Raw genomic sequence first — 22,965 nt, 5'->3', positions numbered from 1 at the left:
CGGTAGTTCAGTTGGTTAGAATACCGGCCTGTCACGCCGGGGGTCGCGGGTTCGAGTCCCGTCCGCTCCGCCAACATAAAGACGAAAGCCTCATCGAAAGATGAGGCTTTTTTCGTTGCGTCGAATAAATATCATCATTCTATGATGATATTTAGTTTTAATATTAAGCATTTATTCCAGATGTCAGCAATGGTGATATTTTTACTTTTTAGATTAATTAAATAACTATGAAGTATTTTAAAATCATTAATTTGAGTGTTTATTGTTCAACTTTGTTGATGTTACTACTGTTGTAAATTGTTATATTTCCTCTCACTTATGCTAAATCGTAAATTCTTAGCTTGTTTCTCAAACTCGAAGCGTTAGGTTTTAACGATATCTAAAGCCGTTTCACCTAAGCCGTTATGACCTATTAAAGACTTTAGTTCTAAACTGGTGAAGGGCAATAGCTCTAAATGCAGTTCATACCACTTGTAAGTGTTTATAAGCGACTATTCGTTGCGATTGGTAATTGTGCTGCTTGTACTCAAGCAAGTCATTTGTAAGTCTCCTTAAGCTCAGTTACGTAACTGTTTAAGAAGAGTATGTGATCCGACATCATGTAAATACCGTATGTAAGTGAGCTTCGCATTGCCAAAATAGCAAAGTAGATTATAAATTGCTTAATTTGGCTGAAAAACCCACAGTCAGTACGTTTGTGATAAATAATGCTTTACCTTTCGCAGTGGTTTTAGCATAATGCATTCCGTCAACAGGGGTATAGTTCCAATTGGTAGAACAGCGGTCTCCAAAACCGATGGTTGCGAGTTCGAGTCTTGCTACCCCTGCCAAATTTAGAAGGCCTAGCAGAAATGCTAGGCCTTTGTCTTTTCTGGCTTTTATTGTTTTAGTCACTACAAAACTACTTTTAAACCCACACCACTTATATGAAGCATTTTCTATTCGGTGACCAAACGGTGACCAAATGGTGACCACAGCTTTCTTGGTACGGCTAATTTTTATGTTTGACTGTTCAAGTAGAGTTTTGGATATTTAATGAAATTGCTTAGACTAAATAGTGTTATCGACTCCACCGGTATGGGGAGATCAACCATCTACAAATATATGGCAGATGGTTCCTTTCCTAAACCTGTTTCATTAGGTGCTAGATCTGTTGCTTGGGTTGAAAGCGAAGTTCACGAGTGGATCAGTAATCGGATTAAAATTAGAGATAATCTTTATTCGTCTAATACAGATTATTCGACTGACCCCAGCTGATTTGCTCCAAAGCTTAAATGGCCATTACACTTGAAGCTTTGGATGATTAGCTATCTCTAAGCTCTAAAATCAGTGAGGATGTTTGACCACGTAATGTTTAACATTGAGCTGTAGATTATCCCCTGATTTTACTTTCTCTACAGTAATAGCAAACTGAGTAGAAATTGATAAAGTTTACTGTACAATTATAAAAATATTCAGAAGAAAATAGGTATCGTAAATTTACCTTTCGATATGTATTATTGAGGCTCATTTGACGAACTTTACAGCAAAATTTTCAGGTCATCAGACCTTCCCGTTGCGTTATGGGTGGCTTTACAAGTATGCCGAAACTGACACATCTAAACTAACTAATGTAGATGAACTCATGGTTGAATGGGGCGTCGGTAAAAATATGGTCGAAGCGATTAAGTATTGGGCGCGCCAAGCTGGTGCTGAGCAAGATATTGGCCCGTACAGTGTTGTGCATAGTAATGATCCATTTTTAGAAAATATCGAGTCACTCTGGATTATTCATTGGCTACTTTGTCACGATCATTTTGAACTTACATCGATTAAGGTTTTCTTCAATTACTACAACGGCTTAACTGTAGATAGAAGTGTTTTCTTTGATTTCTTACAACACTTGTTCTCAAAACAAAACTTCATTGCAGATACTAAGAAAACACAAGTATTAAAAGCGCCATCAGATAGCAGCTTAAAGAAAGACTTAGGCGTTTTATTTTTGATGTACACCAGCAGTGCTTCTTCTAAGAAAACTGAAGATAGTTTCGCATCTCCACTTTCTGAATTAGGTTTAATTAAACAAGTTGATAAATCTTCATATTCTTGTGAATTAGAAGAGCGCGCCACTTTGTCTAATGAAGTATTTACATTTTGTGTATTAGAGTATTTTTGTTATCTAAAAGAAAGAAACAAATTGGCTCGAACGCTTGCATTTGATTCGTTCTTAATGGCACCTGGAAGTCCAGCGAGAATCTTCAGAATGTCACAGTCAGAAGTCGAACGCAGACTTGACGCAGTTACAAGGCTGACTAATGGAGCAATCGGCTGGACCGATACGCAGGGGTTGCGTCAAATACAAATTACAGATGAAAGTGTGCTTTCAAAAGACTCGAATCTAGATTTTTTAAAAAAAATGTATAAGTAGGCTGCAGTGTCAAATCTAAAAGAACATATAGACGTTAACATCAGATATTCTCGTGCTACGCGAATAGACACCGATTTGGACTCTAAAGGTCAGTTTTTCAACGGTTTTGTTTTTCACGGTACTGCGGCTCATTCATTACGAGTAATTAGCGAGAATTATGCTCAAGCGAAAAGAAGAGTGTTTACAGTTACTGGGCCTTACGGTTCAGGTAAATCTACAATTGCACTGCTACTTGCAGGTCTGCTAAGTGATAAAAGTTCGTTAAGAAAGGTAGCTAAGACGATTGTTGGTGATACTTATGCAAAAGAGCTCTATAAAAACATCAAGGTTAAAAAGGGATGGCTAACTGTTAAATTTGTTAGTGACTTTTCTGATCCTTTAACGTCTTTATGGGGCGCTATATCAAAAGAATGTAGTGCTCACGGTATCGCTGTTGCAGCAAGTGTACTTGACACTAAAGATTTTATTCGTCAGTTAAAGAGTCTAAAAGTCGAAGTTGAAAAACAATTCGACGGCATTATCATTTTGTATGATGAAATGGGTAAATCTTTAGATTATTTAAATTCACAAAATGCAGATTTACAGTTTTTCCAAGAACTTGCAGAAAATGTAGAACGTTTAGATTACCAATGCCTTTTTGTTGGGTTCTTACATCAAGCGTTTGCTGAATATGCAAGAGGTTCTAACCAATCTTCACGTGATAGTTGGGCAAAAGTTCAAGGTCGATATACCGATTTGCTGTTTAATGTTTCAGAAGACGAAACCATTACACTACTTGGAAGTAGCATTGTCCATAAAGATGGATATGAGCCAAAAGTTGGTGTTGTAGAAAAAGTTCTGCGTGCTTTAAGTTCAAGTTCAATTGCCCAAAAAGATGAAATTTCAATCAAATTAGCTAAGTGTTTACCGCTGCATCCACTTTCAGCTTTGCTATTGGGTCCTATCTCTAAGAGACGTTTTAGTCAGAATGAGAGAAGCACATTCAGCTTTTTGAGTTCTGCAGAGGCTAATGGTTTCCAAGATTTTATCAAGGGGTCAAGTACATTAGATACCAACTACCGCTTATCAAATCTTTATGATTTTCTGAACACTAACCTAGAACACCTTATTGCTGCTTCACCTGATTCGCGAGCATGGGCAGCTGCTAAAGATGCAGTAGAGCGAGCTGAGAGTCGTAATAATGCGGATTCAGTAGAAATCGTAAAAATAATATCATTACTTAACTTATTTGGCCGTCGTTCAAATATCTTCGCTTCAACAGAAGTGATTGTGTCTGCGATGGATGAGTCTTTATCTACAATCAAAATCAAAGATTACTTAGATGAGTTGATTAGGGAAAAAATCATTATCTTCAGAAAGCACCTAAATTCATATGCGGTGTTTGAAGGTAGTGATATTGACCTCGAAGAAGAGCTGGAAAAGTTTAGAACTCAAAATGAAAACTCTGAAGAATGGAAAACGCGCCTTTCTGATGAAGCAGACCAAGTTGTAGCGAAAGGGCATTACCATAAAAAAGGTGTTTTTCGTTGGATGTTGAAAACAGTGTGTGTGGGAGAATATGATCATGCATCGTTTTCAAAGAAAAATCTAAATTCATCGCAGTTTTCGGCCTTTATTCTGCTGCTAGATGATGATGCTGCGAAGTTGTCTGCTGACAATCACAATGTCGTTTTTGGTAGATCTACGAGCATTCAAGAGCAGATAAAAAGTATTATTTTAGACCTTTTAGGTTTAGAACATATAGCTAGGACTAATTCAACGCTACAGCATGACAATATTGCGAAACGAGAATTAGACGCGAAACTCTCGCTACTGAGGGTAGAGTTTAATACTTTACACCAGAAGTTTTTTGAACAAGCAAATTGGTATTTCAAAGGGCAAAGGCTAAATGTAAAGAACTTTTCAAGTGTTGCTAGCGAATTAGCGGATCAAGTGTTCAATAAGTCACCAAAGTTAATTAATGAATTAATTAACCGTGCGAAACCATCAGGTACTGCGATTGCCGCAAGAAATAAACTCCTGTCTTTGATGGTTAATGAGCACTTTGAAGAAAACCTAGGCATCGTCGGTTATCCGCCTGAGATGGCAATGTATAAGTCAGTATTGAAAAATTCTGGAATACACTTGTGGACAGCTGAGTCTGGTGAATGTGAGTTCTCAGCGCCATTAAAATCAAGAGATGAAAATCTTTACCATGCTTGGGCTGCAGCGTTAGAGTTAATCAAAGCTAACAAACAAAGAATCGTAACAGTAAAAGAGATTTACGAGCTTTGGAATAGTGAACCTTACGGAATTTCTTTAGGTGTAGTCCCTATATGGACTTTGGCACTGTTATTGTCGCAAATCGATACACTTGCCTTTTATGATAAAGACGTAACCAATAAATTTGCGTTTATCACAGAGCCGGATGACGAGTTTGTAAATAAAGTATCAAGAGCACCTGAACAAGTCGGCGTTCGTTACTATGAAGTCGATGGCGTAAAAGCATCGCATATCAACTCATTACATAGAGTTCTGTCAGCTCAAAGCCATGAAAATGGAACCCTAGCAGTAGCTCAAGGCTTTGTTGGTTTTGTTGCAATGTTATCGCCTTTTGTAAAAAGCACACAGACAATGTCTTCAAAAACTAAAGAGTTCAGAAGAGTGGCACTTGCCGCAAATGACCCTAATAAGTTTTTGCTAGAAGACTTACCAAAGCTATTTGAAACAGATACTGACGAAGCATTAATTGAGCAAATTAAAACGACTATTTCAGAGTTAACTCTTCGTCATAATGAATTGCTGAATTGGTTTATTTCATTGGTTAGTGATTCATTTAACGGTTTAGACGATGAGTTAGTTCGAGTAGCAAAACTCGTTGAAGACTACAGTGCAGATTCTTCGTTAGTTACTTTTGCGCGAAGAGTTGGTGAATGGAATAAAGCACGTGAGTTTGATTGGGTGTCCAGTTTAATTTCTTTCTTATCAGGTAAAGCAGAACGTAACTGGAATGACCTAGCTATTGAGAAAGCAAAAGTTGAACTGGCTAAATATGTAGAGCGCTTTAACCAAGCAGCATACTTTGCAGACAAAGGCGTTAAGTCTTCTCCGGAACTAGAGAATAAAGATCACACTCAACAGCAAAATAAGATTGATGAGATACTTAGTGGTATGTCAATAGCTGAACAAACAGTTGTATTACGCAAACAGTTAGACAAAATTTTAGGGGTAGTTAATGAGTAATGATAAACAAGTCCATGTACTTGGTTTGTCTGGTGGTAAGGATAGCGCCGCTTTGGCGCTATACATGCGTGATAAACACCCTGAAGTCGATTTAATCTATTATTTTACTGACACGGGCAAAGAACTGCCGGAAGTTATTGATTTCGTGAATAGATTAGAAGGTTATGTCGGTAAGAAAATTATTGATCCATATGAGGAAATCTGCACTTCAAATCGTGAGAGAAAAGATTTCGATTATTGGTTAAAACAGCATAATAATTACTTACCATCTCCTCAGGCTCGCTGGTGCACGATTCAAATGAAGTTAGTACCATTTGAAAAGTGGATCCAACAATATCTTGATGATGGTTATGAAGTGGTAACTTATGTCGGTATTCGTTCTGATGAGCCATATCGCGAAGGGTATCAAGTTACTGCAAATAAGAATATTACTGTAAGAATGCCTTTTAGAGAGGATGACATTGATCTACTAGGTGTTAAAGATATTCTACAAAATGCAGATTTGTTTTCTGATACGGAAGAAGCAAAGAACAACCCTAAATCGTCGCAAGCGAAAGGGCTTCCTGGTTACTACGACTGGCGTTCTCGAAGCGGTTGTACATTCTGTTTTTACCAAAGAAAGATCGAATGGGTAAGGCTTAGTGAGTTACACCCTGAGGCATTTAAAGAAGCTAAACGATATGAAAAAGCCGCTGAAAATGATAAAGGCAACGGTACGTTTTATTGGTTAGGAAAAGATACCCCTTTATCTAGCTTAGAAGACCCTGATCGAGTAGCGCGAATCAAATCAGAACATGAAAAGAAGCGTACACGCTTTTTGAAGCGAAAACGTATTAATCCACTTAAAGTCATATCAATAGATGTTGATAGGGATTTCATGGATGAAATGTATGACGAGCAAGAAGGTGGCGGCGCCTGCGTGACTTGTTATAAGTAAAAGGTCGATTTAATAAAATACACGCGAGATAGAGTAGGTTTTTCAACCTGCCCTATCTTTTATTTAACAATCGTTACTGATTATGCGTACCAATATCTTTAGTGATTCATCATAGAAAGACAATCTAAAGCTTCTTCTTGCTTCCTCAATACTTAAACCAATAGCTGTTAAAACATACGAAGGTTTTATTTCTCTAGATGAGCAAGCAGAACCTTTTGATACACAGATATCTAGTGAGTCACTTAAAATGTTACTTACTCTTTCATCTAGAAACTGAATGTTAATGACGTTTACTAGGCTGTTTTCGCAGTTTAATTTGAACTGTATTCCTTTCGATTCCAGTAAAGCTAAAAAATCTTTCCGAATTGTTAATAGTTCATCGTGATTAAATTTGAAGTATTCGGTTGCTTTATGTAAGCCAGTGATTAGAGGTGAGGGTAGTGTACCGCCTCGTATATCTAATTGTTGACCAGCGCCATGAATAACAGGTTCAATTTCACAGGTTCTTGCATCTCGTATGTAAGCAAAGCCTATCCCTTTAGGACCACCAAATTTGTGTGCTGAAACTGACATTGCTGCAAGGTTCATATCTATAACGTCGATGTCTAACTTACAAAATGATTGTGCCGCATCGCTGTGGAAGAGTATGTCATGTTCGTAACATACTTCACCGATTTCTTGAACTGGACTTATTGAGCCTAACTCATTATTAACATGCATAATGGACACTAGAATAGTGTCGTTTGTTATTGCATTTTTAACAGCTTCTGCGGTTATGATACCTTGGTTAGTAGGCTGTAAGTATGTAACTGTAAAGCCTTTAGTTTCTAGAAACTGACAAATGTTGAGTACACATTTATGCTCGATAGCAGAGGTTATGATATGTCTACCTTTACTTTGGTTAGCGAAAGCTAGGCCTTTTATGGACAGGTTATTAGCTTCAGTTGCGCCACTAGTAAAGATAATTTCACTCGGGTATGCGCCTATTTTATCAGCAATATATTCTTTTGCTGCTTGTACCGCTTCATTAGCAGTTAGACCAAGACTATGAGTTGATGATGGGTTTGCATAGCAGCTTTTAAAAGCTTGATCCATTTCAACAAGTACATTGGGTAAAACGGGAGTTGAAGCTAGATAATCAAGGTAAAGCATTGAATCACCGTGAAATATTGGCAGTAACGTTAATGTCTATCTAATAACGCTATTCTTTAATTTGGTGTTGTAGAGAGTAACTCTTGTTTTATGCATATTGCAATGCTTAAGGAGTTTTACTTTAGCACTAAGAAGTAGGTGATAGCTTCTTGGGCTCTCTTTACAAACTTCTTTTACAAGGATACAAAACTAGGGGACTACTAAAGCATAAACGTAGTGGAATTTATGTATTAGTTTACGTAGTGTTATTTTACTCACATTTTCCATGACATTCAGCAGCTTAATGAGTTGTAGCACTGGTATGTAGTGGCATAGTTAATTTGGCCACCTAGTTAGAGGTGATATCATCACCTCATAAGTTAACAGGTGACACTATGAAAAAACGTACAAGAAGACTTTTTAGTGCAGAGTTCAAACTTGAGTCTGCACAACTCGTGCTAGATCAGAATTACTCAATTGTTGAAGCTGCTCAAGCTATGAATGTGGGCAAATCAACCATGGATGGCAGGGGTACATTGAGTCTCATCATTATGTAAAAGATGGCTTTTAGGTACATATCAAGGCGCAGTAAAGGCTAAACAACTTGATTATTATTTAGATGAATTTACATTTCGCTTCAACAGAAGAAAGTCAGACTCTCGAGGATTATTATTCTACAGATTGCTTGAACAAGCAGTGCGTTCTAAGCCAATAACGTACAAATCAATTAAAAATCGATAACCACAATATATAGTTGTTGGTTGTGCTAAATGGATAGCCCTTCTATTTGTACAGTGTTTTTTATGAATTTCATTTCATAGTAATTGATTTTAATTTAAATCACATGGTAGAGTAAATTTTAATTAAATTACTGAATTAAAAGATTAAGTTAACATAGTGTTGTCAAGTGTATCACTTTGTAATGGCTGTAGTTCCGTCTTGCAAGATGTCATTTTTTATTAGAATTAATGTAACAAAGCTAATCATAAGTCACTCTTTTATGGCTGTAAAATAATTACAATTAATTTTAATTTTAATTTTAATTTTTATCTTTACCTCGGGTCTTCTTTAGACATTAATTGAAATTTACTTCCGGTAAGTTACTGTATTACTAGCTTATCTTTAAAATTATAAAATCGACGTAACGGCAAAAACCGCTTACCTTCACGTGAGCCAGAGCCGTTCCTGTAAAGGCAAATGAATGCTGGTCAATGGATTTTATGAGCGATAACTTGTTTTCAGGAAAGTCGTTCAGAACTTTTAATGTGAGTGATGACTACCATCGTGAAGTTTTAGCTATAGAAGTGGACTCAAGCTTGCCTGCGCAACGGGTTATACGTGTACTGGATAGAATCGCAGCCTATCGCGGTTACCCGAAGCGTTTAAGACAAGATAATGGACCTGAGTTTATCTCACATGCACTTGAGATATGCGCTGAACAACACGGTATCAAGTTAGACTTTATTAAGCCTGGTAAGCCAACTCAAAATGCGTTTATTGAACGTTTTAACCGGACTTATCGAAATGAAGTATTAGACTGTTATTTCTTCAATAGCATGACTGAAGTTAGGGAAATCACAGATAGTTGGATTGAAGAATATAATTATGATCGGCCACATGAATCACTGAATGATCTTCCGCCCAAGCTGTATGAGCGATTAAATGAGGAAAATTCTCTTAAAATATGACCTATATAAGGGATGGTTACATTTAGACTTGGTCGTCATTGACTCAAAGCAGAACATTATCGTGTTTTGTTGATTGTTCCTTCGCTGAATGGAATCGGGCAAGTTGTGTCCTACATTAAGATTTAGGTGTGTTTATTTTATGCCTTATGCGATCGAGTTCAAAATTAGGTTTTTGGAGACTATTTGATAGATTAGCTGAATGATGATCTTGTGATGAAAAACTGAAACATCTATGCAGGTCCTCATTGTACTGCAGCTCAAGAACATTTAGATTAGTTGCTCTCAAGGCGGATGTGCAGAATAAATCCTTACTCGAAAATCTACCTTCGGCTCTACACATCTAAGATTATGAAGACTTAATTAACGTTAGAGGCTTTTGCTAGGAATGGCGATAAATCGTTAGAGGATAATACCGCCAAGAGGATCTCAATAAAATAGAAAAAAATTTTTGAAGGTGTCAAAGGAAGAGGTGAAAATAATTCTGATGAAGTCTCTTAAACACATTTTACTGGCGTTGGAAAGATACACCTTTGTCTAGGCTCGAAGATCCTAACGGGTTGTTCAAATATAAAGCTGAGCATGATAATAAATAAGAGCCCTCTTTAAAGAGAAATACAGTTATACAAGTAAATGTAGGTTTTGTTTACCGAGATTTATGGATGAAATCTATGTTAAGCAGAAAGGCGGCGTTGCGTGTGTGGCGAGTTATAAAATAAATTAGTTGGCAGAGGTAACAAATGGCTTTAATAAGCAATGCTACATTTAGTTTGAAAACTTCAGATATTGTAATTGCAACCAAAATGCTCAGGTCTAATCCTGATTTTTTTGAGAAAAAAAACCTTGAAAACGCAATGTTAGATCTCTGTCGTGGGGCTAATTACGTTCCAGCAGTCAAGGCATGGATGCAAAGTGCTTCACTCTTAGGTCAGGGTAAGCATGGTAGTTTAACACAGTATGCACTCGAGATTTTGGATCATGACCCAGAGTTTACAAAGGCTAATACTTGGTGGGCGGTTCATTTGCTACTTTGTATGTCAGAGGAAACATCACCTTATCCGGAATGCTTTAAGATATTAGAACCGACCTCTAATAAAACACTTTCACGAGCCGAGCACGAGAGTAGAGTATTCGAGTTAGTGAAAGCTAATGAGTTGGAACGCAATGCAAAACAAATAGAGGCAGTCGTTATGTCAAAGCCTTATAGTGGAGTAATTGGCAGCTTTAAATTTGATCCAAATTTACCTCTTTCTCAATTGGGTCTTTTTGACATGGAAATTCAAAAGGGTGGAGTTGGTACAATTCAAAACATTACTCGAACGCTCACAAAACCTTCGGACGCAACGTTTTTGTTCGCTCTATCATTATTCAAATTTAAATTCTTCCCAACAAGTGTAACGATTGATTTTCAAAAAGTCGATGAAGTAGGCCTCCACTATTTCTTAGGTTGCTCTAAAGCGTGGTTGTCAGATAAAACGAAAATGCTAAGTAGCCATATAACGTGGGGGGAGTATATAAATTATGATCCTGCGCTGAACCTCAATTCACTTGAAATTAAAGCTAGCTGCATACCCAAAACCATGCTTAAGCATATGCTCGAAGAAAACGTCGATGGGTGGATGTAAATGAGTATTGAGATAGCCACTATACAAAAATTTCTATCTACGCAATTCTGTAAAGCGAACAACCGTTACAGGACTTCGATTGTAACTACAAAAAAAGCAGACGTCGGTTTGAAGTTACTTGATGCTATTAAAGAACAATTTGATAATTATGCTGTTTGGGATGGGTTTGATTCGACAAATGAAAATTTCAATTTAAACGCAAACGATCTTTTACAAAAGATCAAAGCATCTGAAGAGTCTGGAATCATATTTTATATGCCCGAAGAGTGGCAATTAATGTGGGGGGTTCGTTCTAAAAGAATGTTTATGTCAGCCTTGTCAATGCTCTCTGGTGATGTCCCGCACATGATTTTACTTTGTAAGGCCGGTGATGAGTTTACATCCATCAATACTCAATATTTTAAATTAATTAAAACCGTTGACAAAGACGTGGATATTTTAGTGCCACAGCGAGTTGAAGCTAAATATGGGGCAATCTAATGATAGTTGAAAATGTAGTTAAGCTAACAGATCAGAAAACAAGCTCTGCGATTCAAGTTGGGCAGTCATTGCAAGATGACTCTTTACTGTCTGGCTATGCAATGACAGATAGTGCCGCTAAAGTCTTTAACCATATTTCGGAAGCGGTTCTCCCTCAGGCATCTGCGGATCAACGTGCTATAAATATCTATGGTTCATATGGTTCAGGTAAAAGTCATTTAGCGGTTGTTCTTTCTCGTTTGCTAAGAGATGGAGCGACTGACCCTGGATTTGCTTCTTTTATTTCTCGACTAGAAAACTCGTCTACTAAATTCGGTCCCCTTGCTGATAAGCTCACTAGTACTTTTTTAGGTCGAACAGACACAGATGCACACCCGTATTTTGTATTGAATTTATATGCTGTAGAAGCCCCCTCTATCGCTGAACAGCTAATCGGTGCTCTAGTTAGTGAGTTAGAAAAATATTCAGAAATTGACTCTACAAAAGTGTTACCGACCACTCAACATGAAGTTTGTCTGAAACGAATTAATGAAATTGAGTCTTTTTTAACTTATGAAGAAAAAGATTTTTACACTCTTGGAATTAAGGATAGTAGTTATTTCAATCTAGACGAGCTAAAGAGGGCATTAGAGGATTGCGACCCAGATAGCTTGGAGTCTTTCCAAAAGTGGCATAAAGCAGTAACTATGGGGCAACTTTTTGATCCACTTAAACATGGTGGTGCTGACCTTATAGAGGTGTATCTTCATGCGGGAGAGCAGTTAGCTAAACATCATGGTTATGCTGGAATTTTGGTTGTTTGGGATGAGTTTGGTTCTTGCCTAGAAGACTTTGAATACAACCCTGACAGAAATCTACTTGATGAAGTTGTACAGTTGCAGCGTTTCGTAGAATCCACGTGTTCTCCAAAGGTGGGGCATACGATTTTTGTTGGAGTAACTCATGTCACATTACAAGAGTATTCGCAGCGTTTAGGATTTGATGAGAAATCCCCCAAAGGTGCTGCTTTTGAAAAAATAGCTGGGCGCTTTAATGGCAACCACCCATTTGGTATTCGTTTAAGTGCCGGAGAAAAAGAAGGCTATCATTTAATAGGAATGCAAAGGGAGTGGACAGAGGAAGGTAAGGTCTTACGTGAACAAAGCCAAGAAAACAAACAGCATTTGATTACCGCTTGCCGAAGCCTTGATTCATTTGCAAAATTATCTCAAAGTCTTGAAACTCTCGTTGATGAAGTCTACCCACTGCATCCGACTACAGCATTAACTCTGTTTAATTTATCAAAATTGAGCCAAGCGAGTCGCACAGCACTCTCGTTTTTAAAGCTGCACAAAGATGAAATCTTTTATCGAGAAGTTGGTTCGAGCATTTGGACTAGTGAGCTTGTTCGTATTGATGCAATTGTTGATTACTTTAGTGATGAGTTGTCATCAAAGAACGAATATAAATTAGCTTTTCAAAACTATTCAAAATCTGTTAATTCACTTGTCGGTAGCAGTGATGAAATTAAGCAACAGACTCAAATTCTATCACTGCTTTTTCTTTCTAGTGTTTTGGGGGAGGCATTAAAGCCAACGGAAGAGTTTTTAAGTTGCGCTTTGTATGACTCGACCTCTAGCATGACATTGCATGGCCATCTCGAAAGTTTAAGACTGTTGGGTGTTGTTTGGCAAAACGATGTCAATAAATTCTGGCAGCTTGCGGGGGACTCATCATTAAATATAGACCAATTGATTCGAGATAAAGTAAATGAGTTTCCTCATAGAGCGCGCTCTGTACACGATATTTTAATTTATCAACCTGATTTACGTGAAACCTTTTTACCAACTCTTGGAGAGTTTGAGTTAGCACCCAATCAAGATGGAATTATTCATTCTTACAATGTTTTGATGGCTATACCTGACGAGAAAAACTTTTTTAAACCAAACTTAAACGCAAGCGCAACTATTAAGCTAGTTTTTGCAGATTCAGGACATGCAAATCTTGAAATTGAATCAAATATAGCAGAGGAAAACTCTGATGAACTTTATTTTTGGTTACCTAATCAAAGCTTGAACTCAGCGAGTAAACGTATTGGCGAGCAAAGCTACCAGCTACCTAACGTATTAAGTAGTTACTGGGCTTGTACAGAAATCTTGTCTGGTGAAAGTGTTAGCGGATCTGCTCGTATTCAAGTTGAGATTAAGTCGGAGTTTTTTAGAAGTATAGCGAAAGATCTTATACTTGATGCATTTGGTGCTCAAGGATTGCAAAAAGGAGTTACAAAAGTACTGAAGGCTGGCTCGACTGGTAAGGTCGAAATAAAAAGCTGGATGGCACTGAATCGTATAATTGTTAAAGGACTAGCATCAAAATACACACACCCTGTTTCGGTACGAGCGGCAAACGTCAACATCCTTAGTACTCTAAAACCCTACAAAAAAGAAATGTTATCGGACATTGTAGAGCGAGTTTTATCATTCGATAGCAACAATTCTTATCAAACAAAATATCTTGGTCATAAAGAGAATTCTCAAGGGTTGTGTACGAGTGAAGCTGGCGCGATTATGAATGGTGTCGTTAGTCTTAATAGCTTGATAAAACCAACAGTTGACGGTTTCCGACTGGCAAGGCCAGAAGAACTAAAAGATGGAACCGGTGAACTTGTTTCTGAATTACAAAAGGCTTTGACCGCAAAAAAGCAAGACGGGATCAAAGTTTATGATATTGCTACCAAATACAACCGTGCTCCTCATGGTGTGCCTAGGACAGTGCTTCCGATCTTTATGGCCTTTGCAATACGAGACGTTTTAACTTCATTAAAGTGGTCGGGATGCCCGACTATGGCCACAAAAGACTTTGCGAAAAAACTGGTTGAAGAATGTTATAAACAAAGTAACACATTGCGTTACGCAGATTTTAACGCTCGTCAGAAAATGTTATTAAGAGAAGCTGCTAAGATTTACGATATTTCTTATAGCAAAAATAGTCGCGGTTTATTGACCATAGAAAGTTATGAAAAAATTGCAAAAGCTTTCGTCTTAAAGTTAAAAGATGTACCTGATTCAGTGCTTTCGAGCGATGATGTTAGCGCATCCATAAAGAAATTTATTCAGAATTTGAAAAGAGTTGGCGTCTCAACTCATGAAACAATTGTAGAATTTATTAAGGTAATTGAAATACAAACTAGTGATGATGGCAGTGAGATTTTTAACAAGCTTGCCAGCTTCAAGGAGTTATTTGAAAGAGCGAATGACGCCATTCTGTATCAAATTAGAGATAAGTTGGATCCATTTAACAGCCTAAAATCAGAGAATTATAAATGGCAACTTATTAGCTCTACAGGTACTACATTGTCTAGATTAGTAGTGGCTTATTCAAATATAACTACTGTTGATGCCAAATCACTAAAAGTGCTAATAGAGAAAGAACTATCAATTTCGTTCGATAAATATACAGAAACAGATTTGCAACGAACGCTTGCAGGACTTGAGACTTTGTTCGAAACGGCTAGCAACTTCGTTCCCTCTAGGCCAGAGCCAGAGCAAGAGGTAGAGCAAAAGCAAGAGATAGAGCAAGAGGTAGAGCAAGAGCCAGACATCAATGTTGATAGGAAGAGTGAGTTGAGCGCTATGGTTGAAATGATTTGGCCTTTGATAGAGGGGCACGGATTAAAACCCCAGACGCTCGATGAAATAGAATTTTTTGTTGGGCAACTACGTGATAAAGGAAAGCAGGGTTATGGCAATTGAGTTTTTTATCGACCCTTATAATATCGCTAGTGCTAGCTATGACCTTGAACTTAAGCAAGACCTAATATCGTTACGCGAGGTACGGGTAAGGATTAATGAAAACCTAAGCTCTGGAAGCATACGAAATCTACGGATTAGGCTCATCCATGAGAGCATGTTAAAGCGATTCTCCGACTACCTCGGAATCAAGGGTGTGAAAGTTACGTTTGCTCCTTCACCAAGAGCGCGAATCACTGAGGCAATAAAATCTACACTGCCTGATTGGGTTACGGACTGCGTAATACTTCAATCTGACGCATTAGACTTTATAGAAAGTAATGAAGGACTAAGTATTGATGATGTTTACTGTCTGATACTAGGATTCGATAGGAAGTCGTTGAACTTATCCACGTTTATGACGCTGTATCATGAAAAATTTAAGCTTTATTCAGAGTCTTTGAGTGAGTGTACTTGTTTTAACTTTGTCTATAAGTCTCTAGATTCGGAAATCAAACAAGATGATTTCCGAGCTTTGATTGAAAATGTACACCAGCAGGCTGATGGTATCAAATATATAGAGAACCTTGCCCACGCTTCTCAAATAGAGAAACTCAGAAGGTTCGCTGACAGCGAGAGTATGTCAGTTGCGCTTCCGCCATTGCCTGTGGCTTCTGATGTGTTGAATAATGTGCTTTTTGTTATTAATTCGAAAGCTTTCCCTGCACTTAATGCACCACTTAATAAGCTATTTGAGCAAGCTTACAATTTAGCAAAAAATACGAATGACAGTAGTGTATTAGACAGATTTCCTGTTATGCCTGTGGAGGCTTTTTTCGACGGCTTAGTTAGTACGATTTTGTGTAACTACTCTGTTTTAATGGAGAATTTTGTTACCACAAACATGGACATAATTCCAGAGAAATACCATGAAGATCTGAATAAACTATTACTAAATCATTCCGTAGATAACTTATCAGTAGATGCAGATATAGGGTCAACGCTGGATTGGGCAGGGAATTACTTTCAAGTTTTGAGACAAAGTTGGGTGGACGGAACTAGTGTCCAAGAAGGTTTAGAAACGCAGTTTTCTGATTGGTATTTGCAAAATAGAGTTAGAGTATCTCGGTCTAAGTATGATTGGACTGGTGTATCTGCTTCTATACAGCAATCGCTAAAAGACCAAGAGGTTGTTGTTGTGTATATGGTCGATGCACTTAGCGGAATACACCTTGACGAAGTTACAACTTTGATAGCAGCTAAATTGCCCAAATGTCATAAAAATAGCAGGCTTTGTTTTGCCCCAACTCCTACACTGACAGAAGTAGGTAAAACGGCAATATTGACGGGAAAAAAACCGTACAGCCTCTCACATAGCAATGAGAAGGCTATGCTTGAAGTATTTTCAGCGCAGGGGTTGACCGAAGATAGTTTGGCCGTTCACAAGAGCTGGGAGCACCGAAAAGCAGCAAGACTAAATGAAAATACAGATCTATATTTATACCTAGAGAATAGGATTGATGATAGTCTGCATGAGAGAAAGCAATACGAAGAATTTAGCGCATACGGGCATGTCGTAGAGTTTGTGGTTAACAGCATTGCTAAGCATGCGCAAGAAGCTTTTGCAGCAGCAGAGCGCTGGTCTAAGAAGATTAAGTTTATAGTTACGGCCGATCACGGTGTAACTAAGTCATCTAATCGAATCAAATTTGATGCTGACACTGTTAAAGAACGAATAATCTTAAACGCAAACAATTTTGAAGTACCGGAAGGGCTTTATAAGTTTGATACTGGCTATCGTAATTTAGGCACATGTATTATTCCAAAAAATAGAGACAGTTTTCATGAGGTTGCATTTTCACACGGTGGACTCACCCCTGAAGAGGTACTAATTCCTTGGATTGAATTTACCTCTAATGATCCAAAGGAAGTGCCGTTCTTCCAAACAGATACAAAAGTTAGCTGTCATAGTATCGGAGAGAGAAGATGGAACATAACACTAAATGCAATACTGAATGTCGATGAGGATTTGATTTCTTTTAGGGTTAGCTCTCCTTTTACCGTTATTGGTAACTGGGACGCGCTCAATGGACAGCTGCACTTGTCTCTAAGCTCTTTGATTTATCATGAAGGGCTTGTAGCATTAGATTTAAATGTGGACTTTAAGGGGAAACAATTAACTACAGTTTCTCTGGAAGTTGATTTCCCGAAAGCACTAGTTAAGAGAGATGATGACACTGGTGCCTTTGAAGATATGTTGGGTTTTTAATTAATGGATAACAAAATAGAACAATATTTTGGGAGTATGGCTATCAATAAGAAGTTGGTAGCTGACTTGAAGATTAGAGAAAGTAGAACTATCCCTTCTTTTGTTGAAGAGTGGTTGGTTGCTAAATTTAGTGATTTGACCGAGCAGCCAATTGAAACTCGTAAAAAGATTACAAGATTCATGGCTGAGCATTTACCTAGTAAAAATGATAAAGAGAAAATCAAATGGAATTTGAGCAACGGTAACGAAATGGTAATTTTAGATAAGTACTCCGTACGTACTGATCTAAAAAAAGGTATAACGTTTGTCAGCATCCCAAGCTTAGATCTTGTTGATGGGTTAGTCGCCGAAGATGTAATTCATAGTTGCCCAGAGATACTAGCAGGAGGCCAATGGGGAGCTGGTCGTCTTCGCGCGGTTTCACACAACAAAGGGAAGGCTGTAAAGCTCATTGAATTTAAGCCAATGCAATCAGGAAAAATAGATCTTGAGCAAATGGTGTTGGCGCGTCAGAACTTCAATACATCAGAGTGGATCGATTTGCTTGTTCGTACTATGGGTTGTGAGCCTAGTGCTTATAACGATAGACAAAAGCGTTACTTAATTTTGCGCCTTTTACCAATGGTTCAAAACAATCTTAATATGATGGAGTTGGCTCCGAAAGGAACTGGTAAGTCATTCATTTTTTCAAATCTAAGTCGTTATGTATGGCTCAACAGTGGTGGCGCATTATCAGAGGCTCAGCTCTTCTACAATTTGAGTTCAAAACAACTAGGTTTAATGGCTACGAATGATGTTTTAGTTCTAGACGAAGGTCAGTCAATTCAATTTAAGGGTGAGAATGACATTCATGCTAAGTTCAAAGCTTACTTAGAATCCGGAGAGTTTTCTCGTGGTGGGGAGAAAGTCACTAGTGAGTGTGGTTTAATGATTCTCGCTAATATTGAGCTGCATAACTCACAGCCAACGCGCCCAGATTATATTAGAGAGCTCCCAAAAATGTTTCATGATGATGCGCTACTAGATCGTTTTCATGGAATTATTCCTGGCTGGGAAATACCTAGATTCACTAAAGAGAAAATTGCTACGGGGGTGGGTTTAAAAGCAGACGCATTTGGGGAATATCTACACCAACTTCGATCAGTTAGTGATGTGGAGTTTCCTTACGGTCGCATTCCAACGTTAGGCGGGGATATTCGAGACACAAAAGCAATTGAAAGAACATCATCAGGATTATCAAAGCTATTGATGCTCAACCCTGAAGATGCTGATTATGAAGAGTACGTTTTAAAGCCATCTATGGAGCTCAGAGGCATGGTAAGACGTCAAATTTCATTTATGAATCCGAGTGAGTTTTCGCCTGAATTAGATATAACTTTCACTTAAAAAATATAAACTGAAGTCAGAAAGGGAATGAAAATAGAATGAAACTCTTACAGTATTGAATTTTACTAAGTCAGAAGTGGAGCTGGTAGATACGAACATTTATGGACAGTAATTTCAGTATACTTTTCAGCAAAAAATCATATAAACTAAATATCATGATTTATGAATCCTATATCCTTTAACTTGTCTTGACTTTAACTTAAGTGCTTGATGTATATCAGTGATTTTATTGAAGTGGTAGGTTGATTCAAGCAGTAATTCTTTTTCAATGCGCTTATCAAATGCTTTTTGTTTTTTAAAATCTTCAAAACTGTCATCTTGGAATTTACTTTTAAATAGCAAGGGAGGTCTACGTTCTGCATCTACATAGTCAAAAAAATCCACATCAAGCTGCCACATTTTGACTTTAATGCGTTCGCGTAATGTTGGAAGTGGAGTCGTGTCGAAGTTGTCATACCCCATAAAGCTGACTTTGCCAGATGTAATATGAATTTTGATTAAATCGATTTCATCAAGTTCACCATAAAGTTGTACTGCTGCCCCAACATAAACACGCAGCAATGCTGGTAAGTAGCTTAAAAACTTTTTATGTAGTTCTAATGAATGACCTTCATTTAGCTTACTTGCAGGTAGAGTTTCATGTGCTTTAATGCAAGCCTGTTCGATAAGGCTTGTATCTGCAATCGCAAACAAAAGTGCTTTAGCTTTTGCTACGGCGATTTTGTAAGTGTCAAAAAAAATCTTTATATCGCGCTTTTGCTCGTCAGGTAAATGTACGTATCCTTTGCGTTGCTCAAATTGACATAACGCGAAATAAACTAACAAGTCTTCTTGCCGTAATTTGATAGCTTGTTCAAACTCTTGCTCAGCTTGTTCTCCTTGAACTTGCATAAGTAATTTAAATGCTTTTTTAGCATTTCCAAAATGCATTTTGATGTTGGCTGAATCGGTAAACTCTTCATCAATGGGTATTCGCCCAAGCTCTAGGCATCTATCCCAAAATTGGCTCAGCAAATCTTGGTGTTGGGTAAACAGTAACCTAGCTTGTTCTTCACTTGTTGGCGCTGGAGTGGTTATTTGGTGCCATTGATGGTGACGTTGATGTCGCCTTGCAAGGAAGCGTTGTTCTTCTATTTTATCCCTAAAGACATAATAAATACCTGGTGCAATCGCAATGGCATTTTCATCTAATACTCTCTCAATGTAGCCCTTAAGCTCGGCTTGTGCGTAGTACTTTTGAAATGTATTACGTGAAGTAATAACTCCATCTTTATAGGGAGTGAATTGGCTGATGTAACTGTCATTTGCCAGCATTGCAGATACAACGAGTAATTTAGTACACAGTTGCCAAGCACCAATCACGGCCTCAGAACGTTCAACTTGGTCTTCAATGACATTAATCACAAAGCCGATATTTACGATGTCGGATGTTTGCTTCTCTGCATCGGGGCAAAAATTGGGATCCCAGCCTAATGCTTCAAGGCCATGAGCTTGAAGCTCGCGTAAGTCATCACCGCGGCCGCAACCATAATCAAATAGACTGTAGTCACCATTTAAAAAACCTTGCTTGGCGAGTTGTTTCATTGGTGAGCTTAGTTCATGTCTGACTAAGGCCGTTTTGTGTCTATCGATAGTGCTTTCATTGTTGGGTGATGAATTTAATGCTGAGGCTCTAAACAATCTGCCATCAACCAGTTCGTACCCATGCTCTGTAATTATTCGCTCCCATGACTGTTTAAATCCAATCATCCGGCTTTTTTCATACAAGCCTGCATTTTCACCTTCTTGGGTGATGTGCACAAAGCTTTCATAAGCTTCGTGTGTAATGGGTATCATGGTTTCTTTACGGTGAAGTATTGGTGGGTTATCACTTTCTTCGTACTTTGTGATTCTATGGGTTAGCTTGACTAAATCAATGGTGACACTTTGAGTTAAAGCTGGATAAGGTTCGGTAAAAAAGGTTGGATAAGACAGCAATGATAATTTGAATTCATTTTTGTTGAGTTTGACTAAATCCCAGCTGTGACTATCTATCTTGAGTGCTTGGCTTACTGCATCGATGAATGAGCTCAATTCTGTCGCAACTTCCATTAAGCCGTCTTTGTGGATGTAATGGGCATCAGCTAGCTTTTTACCAATAGGCATTGTTGATACAAGTTGCTTAAATAGTGTGGCATCCATTTAGACGTTCCATCCTAATAAATTCATGATTAGTTTTATTTAATTTGTTTTAAACTGTTCACTTGGTAGAAATAACCATTTCCACGTTTTATAGATTTTATTCTATTGGCTACTCTGAGATGCATCAACTCGCAACTCGTTACCTTGAGAAGCTTCATGGTTTCTTGGCTGTTAGTGTATTCGATCGTTTCAGCCGCTGAGTCGATAATTATCTTATCCATTAGTAACTCACTTCATCAATAAGCTGTATCACTTTATCACCTCGTCCCTTAAAAGAAGGGGAGCGGCGCTTGGTTGCATTGTGTGTTTTCATTAGCTGCAAAAACTGATTCATCTCAGGGCCATTACTAATATGGATAGGTGCGTTTTTACCATAGTAATACATTCTATCGAACTTGAGATTTTGGCTTATCCATTTGGCTACAACTTGCATATCAACTGATTTATCTTGAATAAAGAAGTCACAGGCTGCACCTAAACGATTACAAATTATCTTATGGTTTCGGTTCAATTCGTGTGAGCAATGCTGATCTAGTGAGGGGGAAATATGTGGATTTTTATTTTTAGCTATCAGCCTTGCTAATTGTGGTGAGCAAAACCCGTAAGTTAATTCTAGTGGCCCGAATTGCTCGTATACAGGGTCGAGTAGCTTTGTAGCAAGTTGGTTTAATGCTCTCCATGAATCTGCCTGTTTAGGTAGATTATCAATTTGATTACCCCCTAAGGTTTTGCCACACAAAATCAGCTGTTCAAAACTGAAATGCTTACTTGCTTTTGAACTTAGATGAAATTCAGACAATTTATTCTTACCTTCATAGAGTATCACTCCAACCATAGCGCTTAATAGAAAATATTAAAAGTAAGATATTGACTTGAATCTATTTATTACCAATAAAATAGTGTTATGTTATTTCTGGTTATTGGATGATTCGATGATGTTATTGAGTCAATTTACCTTAAATAAGGCGATGAAATGGACTTTGATTCTTTGAAAAAAAAGCAACGTGAAATTAGGCAAGGTTTCCCTGAAGGTTTGGCATTACGGGTTCATCGCTCATTGAGTTGGTTAGCAAAATCTGAACAGTGTCATGATGACAAAGATAGTCAGTTTATTTTTTTATGGATAGCCTTTAATGCGGCTTATGCTCAAGACACTGAAGTGTTAAGGCATACAGAATCAGAAGCGTTTGCTAAGTTTATGTCAAAACTTGTCGATCTAGATAAAGGAAATCACCTTTACTCACTTGTTTGGTCTGAATTTTCTTCTTGTATTCGGGTGCTGTTAGACAACCAATATGTGTTTCAACCTTTTTGGGATTTTCAAAACGGAAAGCTTACAGAAGAAGAGTGGGTATTACGTTTTTCAAATGCTAAAGCCAGTGCAAACGTGGCACTTTCAACTAAAAGAACTGACCAGCTTAATACCATCATCCTGCAGCGTTTATATACCCTCAGAAATCAATTAATCCATGGTGGGGCGACTTGGAATAGTTCTGCTAATCGTGATCAAATCCGAGATGGCGTTGCCTTTCTATCAAAGCTTGTGCCTATTATTATCAACATCATGATGGATAGCTCAGATCAACTTTGGGGCGATGCAAATTACCCAGTTGTGTCTGATTGATCTAGAAGGTAAGGGATTGAGATGTCATTCTTCCAAAGGGAACTACAAGCACAAGTGATGAGTGCTCGAGTAGGTCCCGGAATTGGTAGCTCAATGTCTATTGTTCCTTCAATCGCTAAGGGAATTCCTATTAAAAATGGAGGTAGTTGGCAATATGGATTTGGCTTGATGAGCCTGCTGCTGAATTTAATTTCTTAACAGACTTGAATTCTTCAGGAATTGGACGACCTGTTATTAGCCTTTATGATACATTTATGGGGGCAGGAGTTCAGGAATGTTATGCCGAGCTATCTAGTTGTAGTGAAGGCTAG

Annotated in this window: 14 protein-coding genes, 1 tRNA gene and 3 pseudogenes; 15 read left to right on the top strand and 3 right to left on the bottom strand. The window is 37.9% G+C overall.

Going from position 1 to position 22,965, the window contains the following annotated elements; all coding sequences use genetic code 11:
- The first annotated feature begins 753 nt into the window (after positions 1 to 753).
- The 5 genes from Q4557_RS07305 to Q4557_RS07285 all read left to right on the top strand — a co-directional run bounded on the left by Q4557_RS07305 (position 754) and on the right by Q4557_RS07285 (position 6,566).
- Positions 754 to 830 (top strand) — tRNA-Trp (locus Q4557_RS07305).
- A gap of 205 nt (positions 831 to 1,035) precedes the next feature.
- Positions 1,036 to 1,257 carry an AlpA family transcriptional regulator gene (locus tag Q4557_RS07300; protein ID WP_303411761.1) on the top strand — a complete coding sequence of 74 codons (222 nt, stop codon included), beginning with the start codon at positions 1,036 to 1,038 and terminating at the stop codon, positions 1,255 to 1,257.
- A gap of 253 nt (positions 1,258 to 1,510) precedes the next feature.
- Entirely contained in the window at positions 1,511 to 2,407 is an 897-nt protein-coding gene (locus Q4557_RS07295) for a DUF4007 family protein (RefSeq protein ID WP_303411759.1), read from the top strand.
- Between the two features lie 75 nt (positions 2,408 to 2,482).
- A complete protein-coding gene (locus Q4557_RS07290; protein ID WP_303411756.1) occupies positions 2,483 to 5,629 on the top strand; it encodes a hypothetical protein in 3,147 nt (1,048 codons plus the stop codon).
- Positions 5,622 to 6,566 (top strand): phosphoadenosine phosphosulfate reductase family protein, encoded by a 945-nt coding sequence (locus Q4557_RS07285; protein WP_303411754.1) that lies wholly within the window; start codon positions 5,622 to 5,624, stop codon positions 6,564 to 6,566. The genes Q4557_RS07290 and Q4557_RS07285 overlap by 8 nt, the downstream gene beginning before the upstream one ends.
- Positions 6,567 to 6,629: 63 nt before the next feature.
- Here Q4557_RS07285 and Q4557_RS07280 read toward each other — a convergent pair whose 3' ends face one another.
- On the bottom strand, positions 6,630 to 7,718 hold the full coding sequence (locus Q4557_RS07280; protein WP_303411752.1) for a cysteine desulfurase family protein: 1,089 nt from the start codon (positions 7,716 to 7,718) through the stop codon (positions 6,630 to 6,632).
- 374 nt (positions 7,719 to 8,092) lie between these two features.
- Here Q4557_RS07280 and Q4557_RS07275 point away from each other — a divergent pair.
- The 8 genes and pseudogenes from Q4557_RS07275 to brxL all read left to right on the top strand — a co-directional run.
- A pseudogene (locus Q4557_RS07275) lies at positions 8,093 to 8,221 on the top strand (transposase); the annotation flags it as partial.
- Positions 8,220 to 8,438: pseudogene (locus Q4557_RS07270) on the top strand (transposase); the annotation flags it as partial. The pseudogenes Q4557_RS07275 and Q4557_RS07270, both read left to right, overlap by 2 nt.
- A gap of 381 nt (positions 8,439 to 8,819) precedes the next feature.
- Positions 8,820 to 9,385 (top strand): annotated as a pseudogene (locus tag Q4557_RS07265) (integrase core domain-containing protein); the annotation flags it as partial.
- Positions 9,386 to 10,122: 737 nt separating this feature from the next.
- Positions 10,123 to 11,007, top strand: a complete 885-nt coding sequence (locus Q4557_RS07260) for a DUF4007 family protein (protein WP_303411750.1) — start codon at positions 10,123 to 10,125, stop codon at positions 11,005 to 11,007.
- Positions 11,008 to 11,487, top strand: coding sequence for a hypothetical protein (locus Q4557_RS07255; RefSeq protein WP_303411748.1), 480 nt, complete (start codon positions 11,008 to 11,010; stop codon positions 11,485 to 11,487).
- The gene (locus Q4557_RS07250) at positions 11,487 to 15,218 is read left to right on the top strand and encodes a DUF6079 family protein (protein ID WP_303411746.1); all 3,732 of its coding nucleotides are present in this window, start codon (positions 11,487 to 11,489) and stop codon (positions 15,216 to 15,218) included. Before Q4557_RS07255 ends, Q4557_RS07250 begins: the two co-directional genes overlap by 1 nt.
- Positions 15,208 to 17,463, top strand: a complete 2,256-nt coding sequence (locus tag Q4557_RS07245) for a hypothetical protein (RefSeq protein ID WP_303411744.1) — start codon at positions 15,208 to 15,210, stop codon at positions 17,461 to 17,463. Before Q4557_RS07250 ends, Q4557_RS07245 begins: the two co-directional genes overlap by 11 nt.
- A gap of 3 nt (positions 17,464 to 17,466) precedes the next feature.
- A complete protein-coding gene (gene brxL, locus Q4557_RS07240) occupies positions 17,467 to 18,849 on the top strand; it encodes a BREX system Lon protease-like protein BrxL (RefSeq protein WP_303411742.1) in 1,383 nt (460 codons plus the stop codon).
- A gap of 153 nt (positions 18,850 to 19,002) precedes the next feature.
- Here brxL and Q4557_RS07235 read toward each other — a convergent pair whose 3' ends face one another.
- Positions 19,003 to 21,030 (bottom strand): DNA phosphorothioation-associated putative methyltransferase, encoded by a 2,028-nt coding sequence (locus tag Q4557_RS07235; RefSeq protein WP_303411740.1) that lies wholly within the window; start codon positions 21,028 to 21,030, stop codon positions 19,003 to 19,005.
- Between the two features lie 220 nt (positions 21,031 to 21,250).
- Positions 21,251 to 21,829: a hypothetical protein gene (locus Q4557_RS07230; RefSeq protein ID WP_303411738.1), complete on the bottom strand. Its 579-nt coding sequence runs from the start codon at positions 21,827 to 21,829 to the stop codon at positions 21,251 to 21,253.
- Between the two features lie 174 nt (positions 21,830 to 22,003).
- Here Q4557_RS07230 and Q4557_RS07225 point away from each other — a divergent pair, with 174 nt between their 5' ends.
- On the top strand, positions 22,004 to 22,654 hold the full coding sequence (locus tag Q4557_RS07225) for a HEPN domain-containing protein (protein WP_303411736.1): 651 nt from the start codon (positions 22,004 to 22,006) through the stop codon (positions 22,652 to 22,654).
- Positions 22,655 to 22,675: 21 nt separating this feature from the next.
- Entirely contained in the window at positions 22,676 to 22,852 is a 177-nt protein-coding gene (locus tag Q4557_RS07220) for a hypothetical protein (RefSeq protein ID WP_303411734.1), read from the top strand.
- The last annotated feature ends 113 nt before the right edge of the window (positions 22,853 to 22,965 follow it).

The organism is Shewanella sp. 5_MG-2023 (assembly GCF_030547465.1).
Taxonomy (GTDB): domain Bacteria; phylum Pseudomonadota; class Gammaproteobacteria; order Enterobacterales; family Shewanellaceae; genus Shewanella.
Note: the sequence above shows the minus strand (reverse complement) of the source record. Positions and strands in the feature narration are given on the sequence as shown.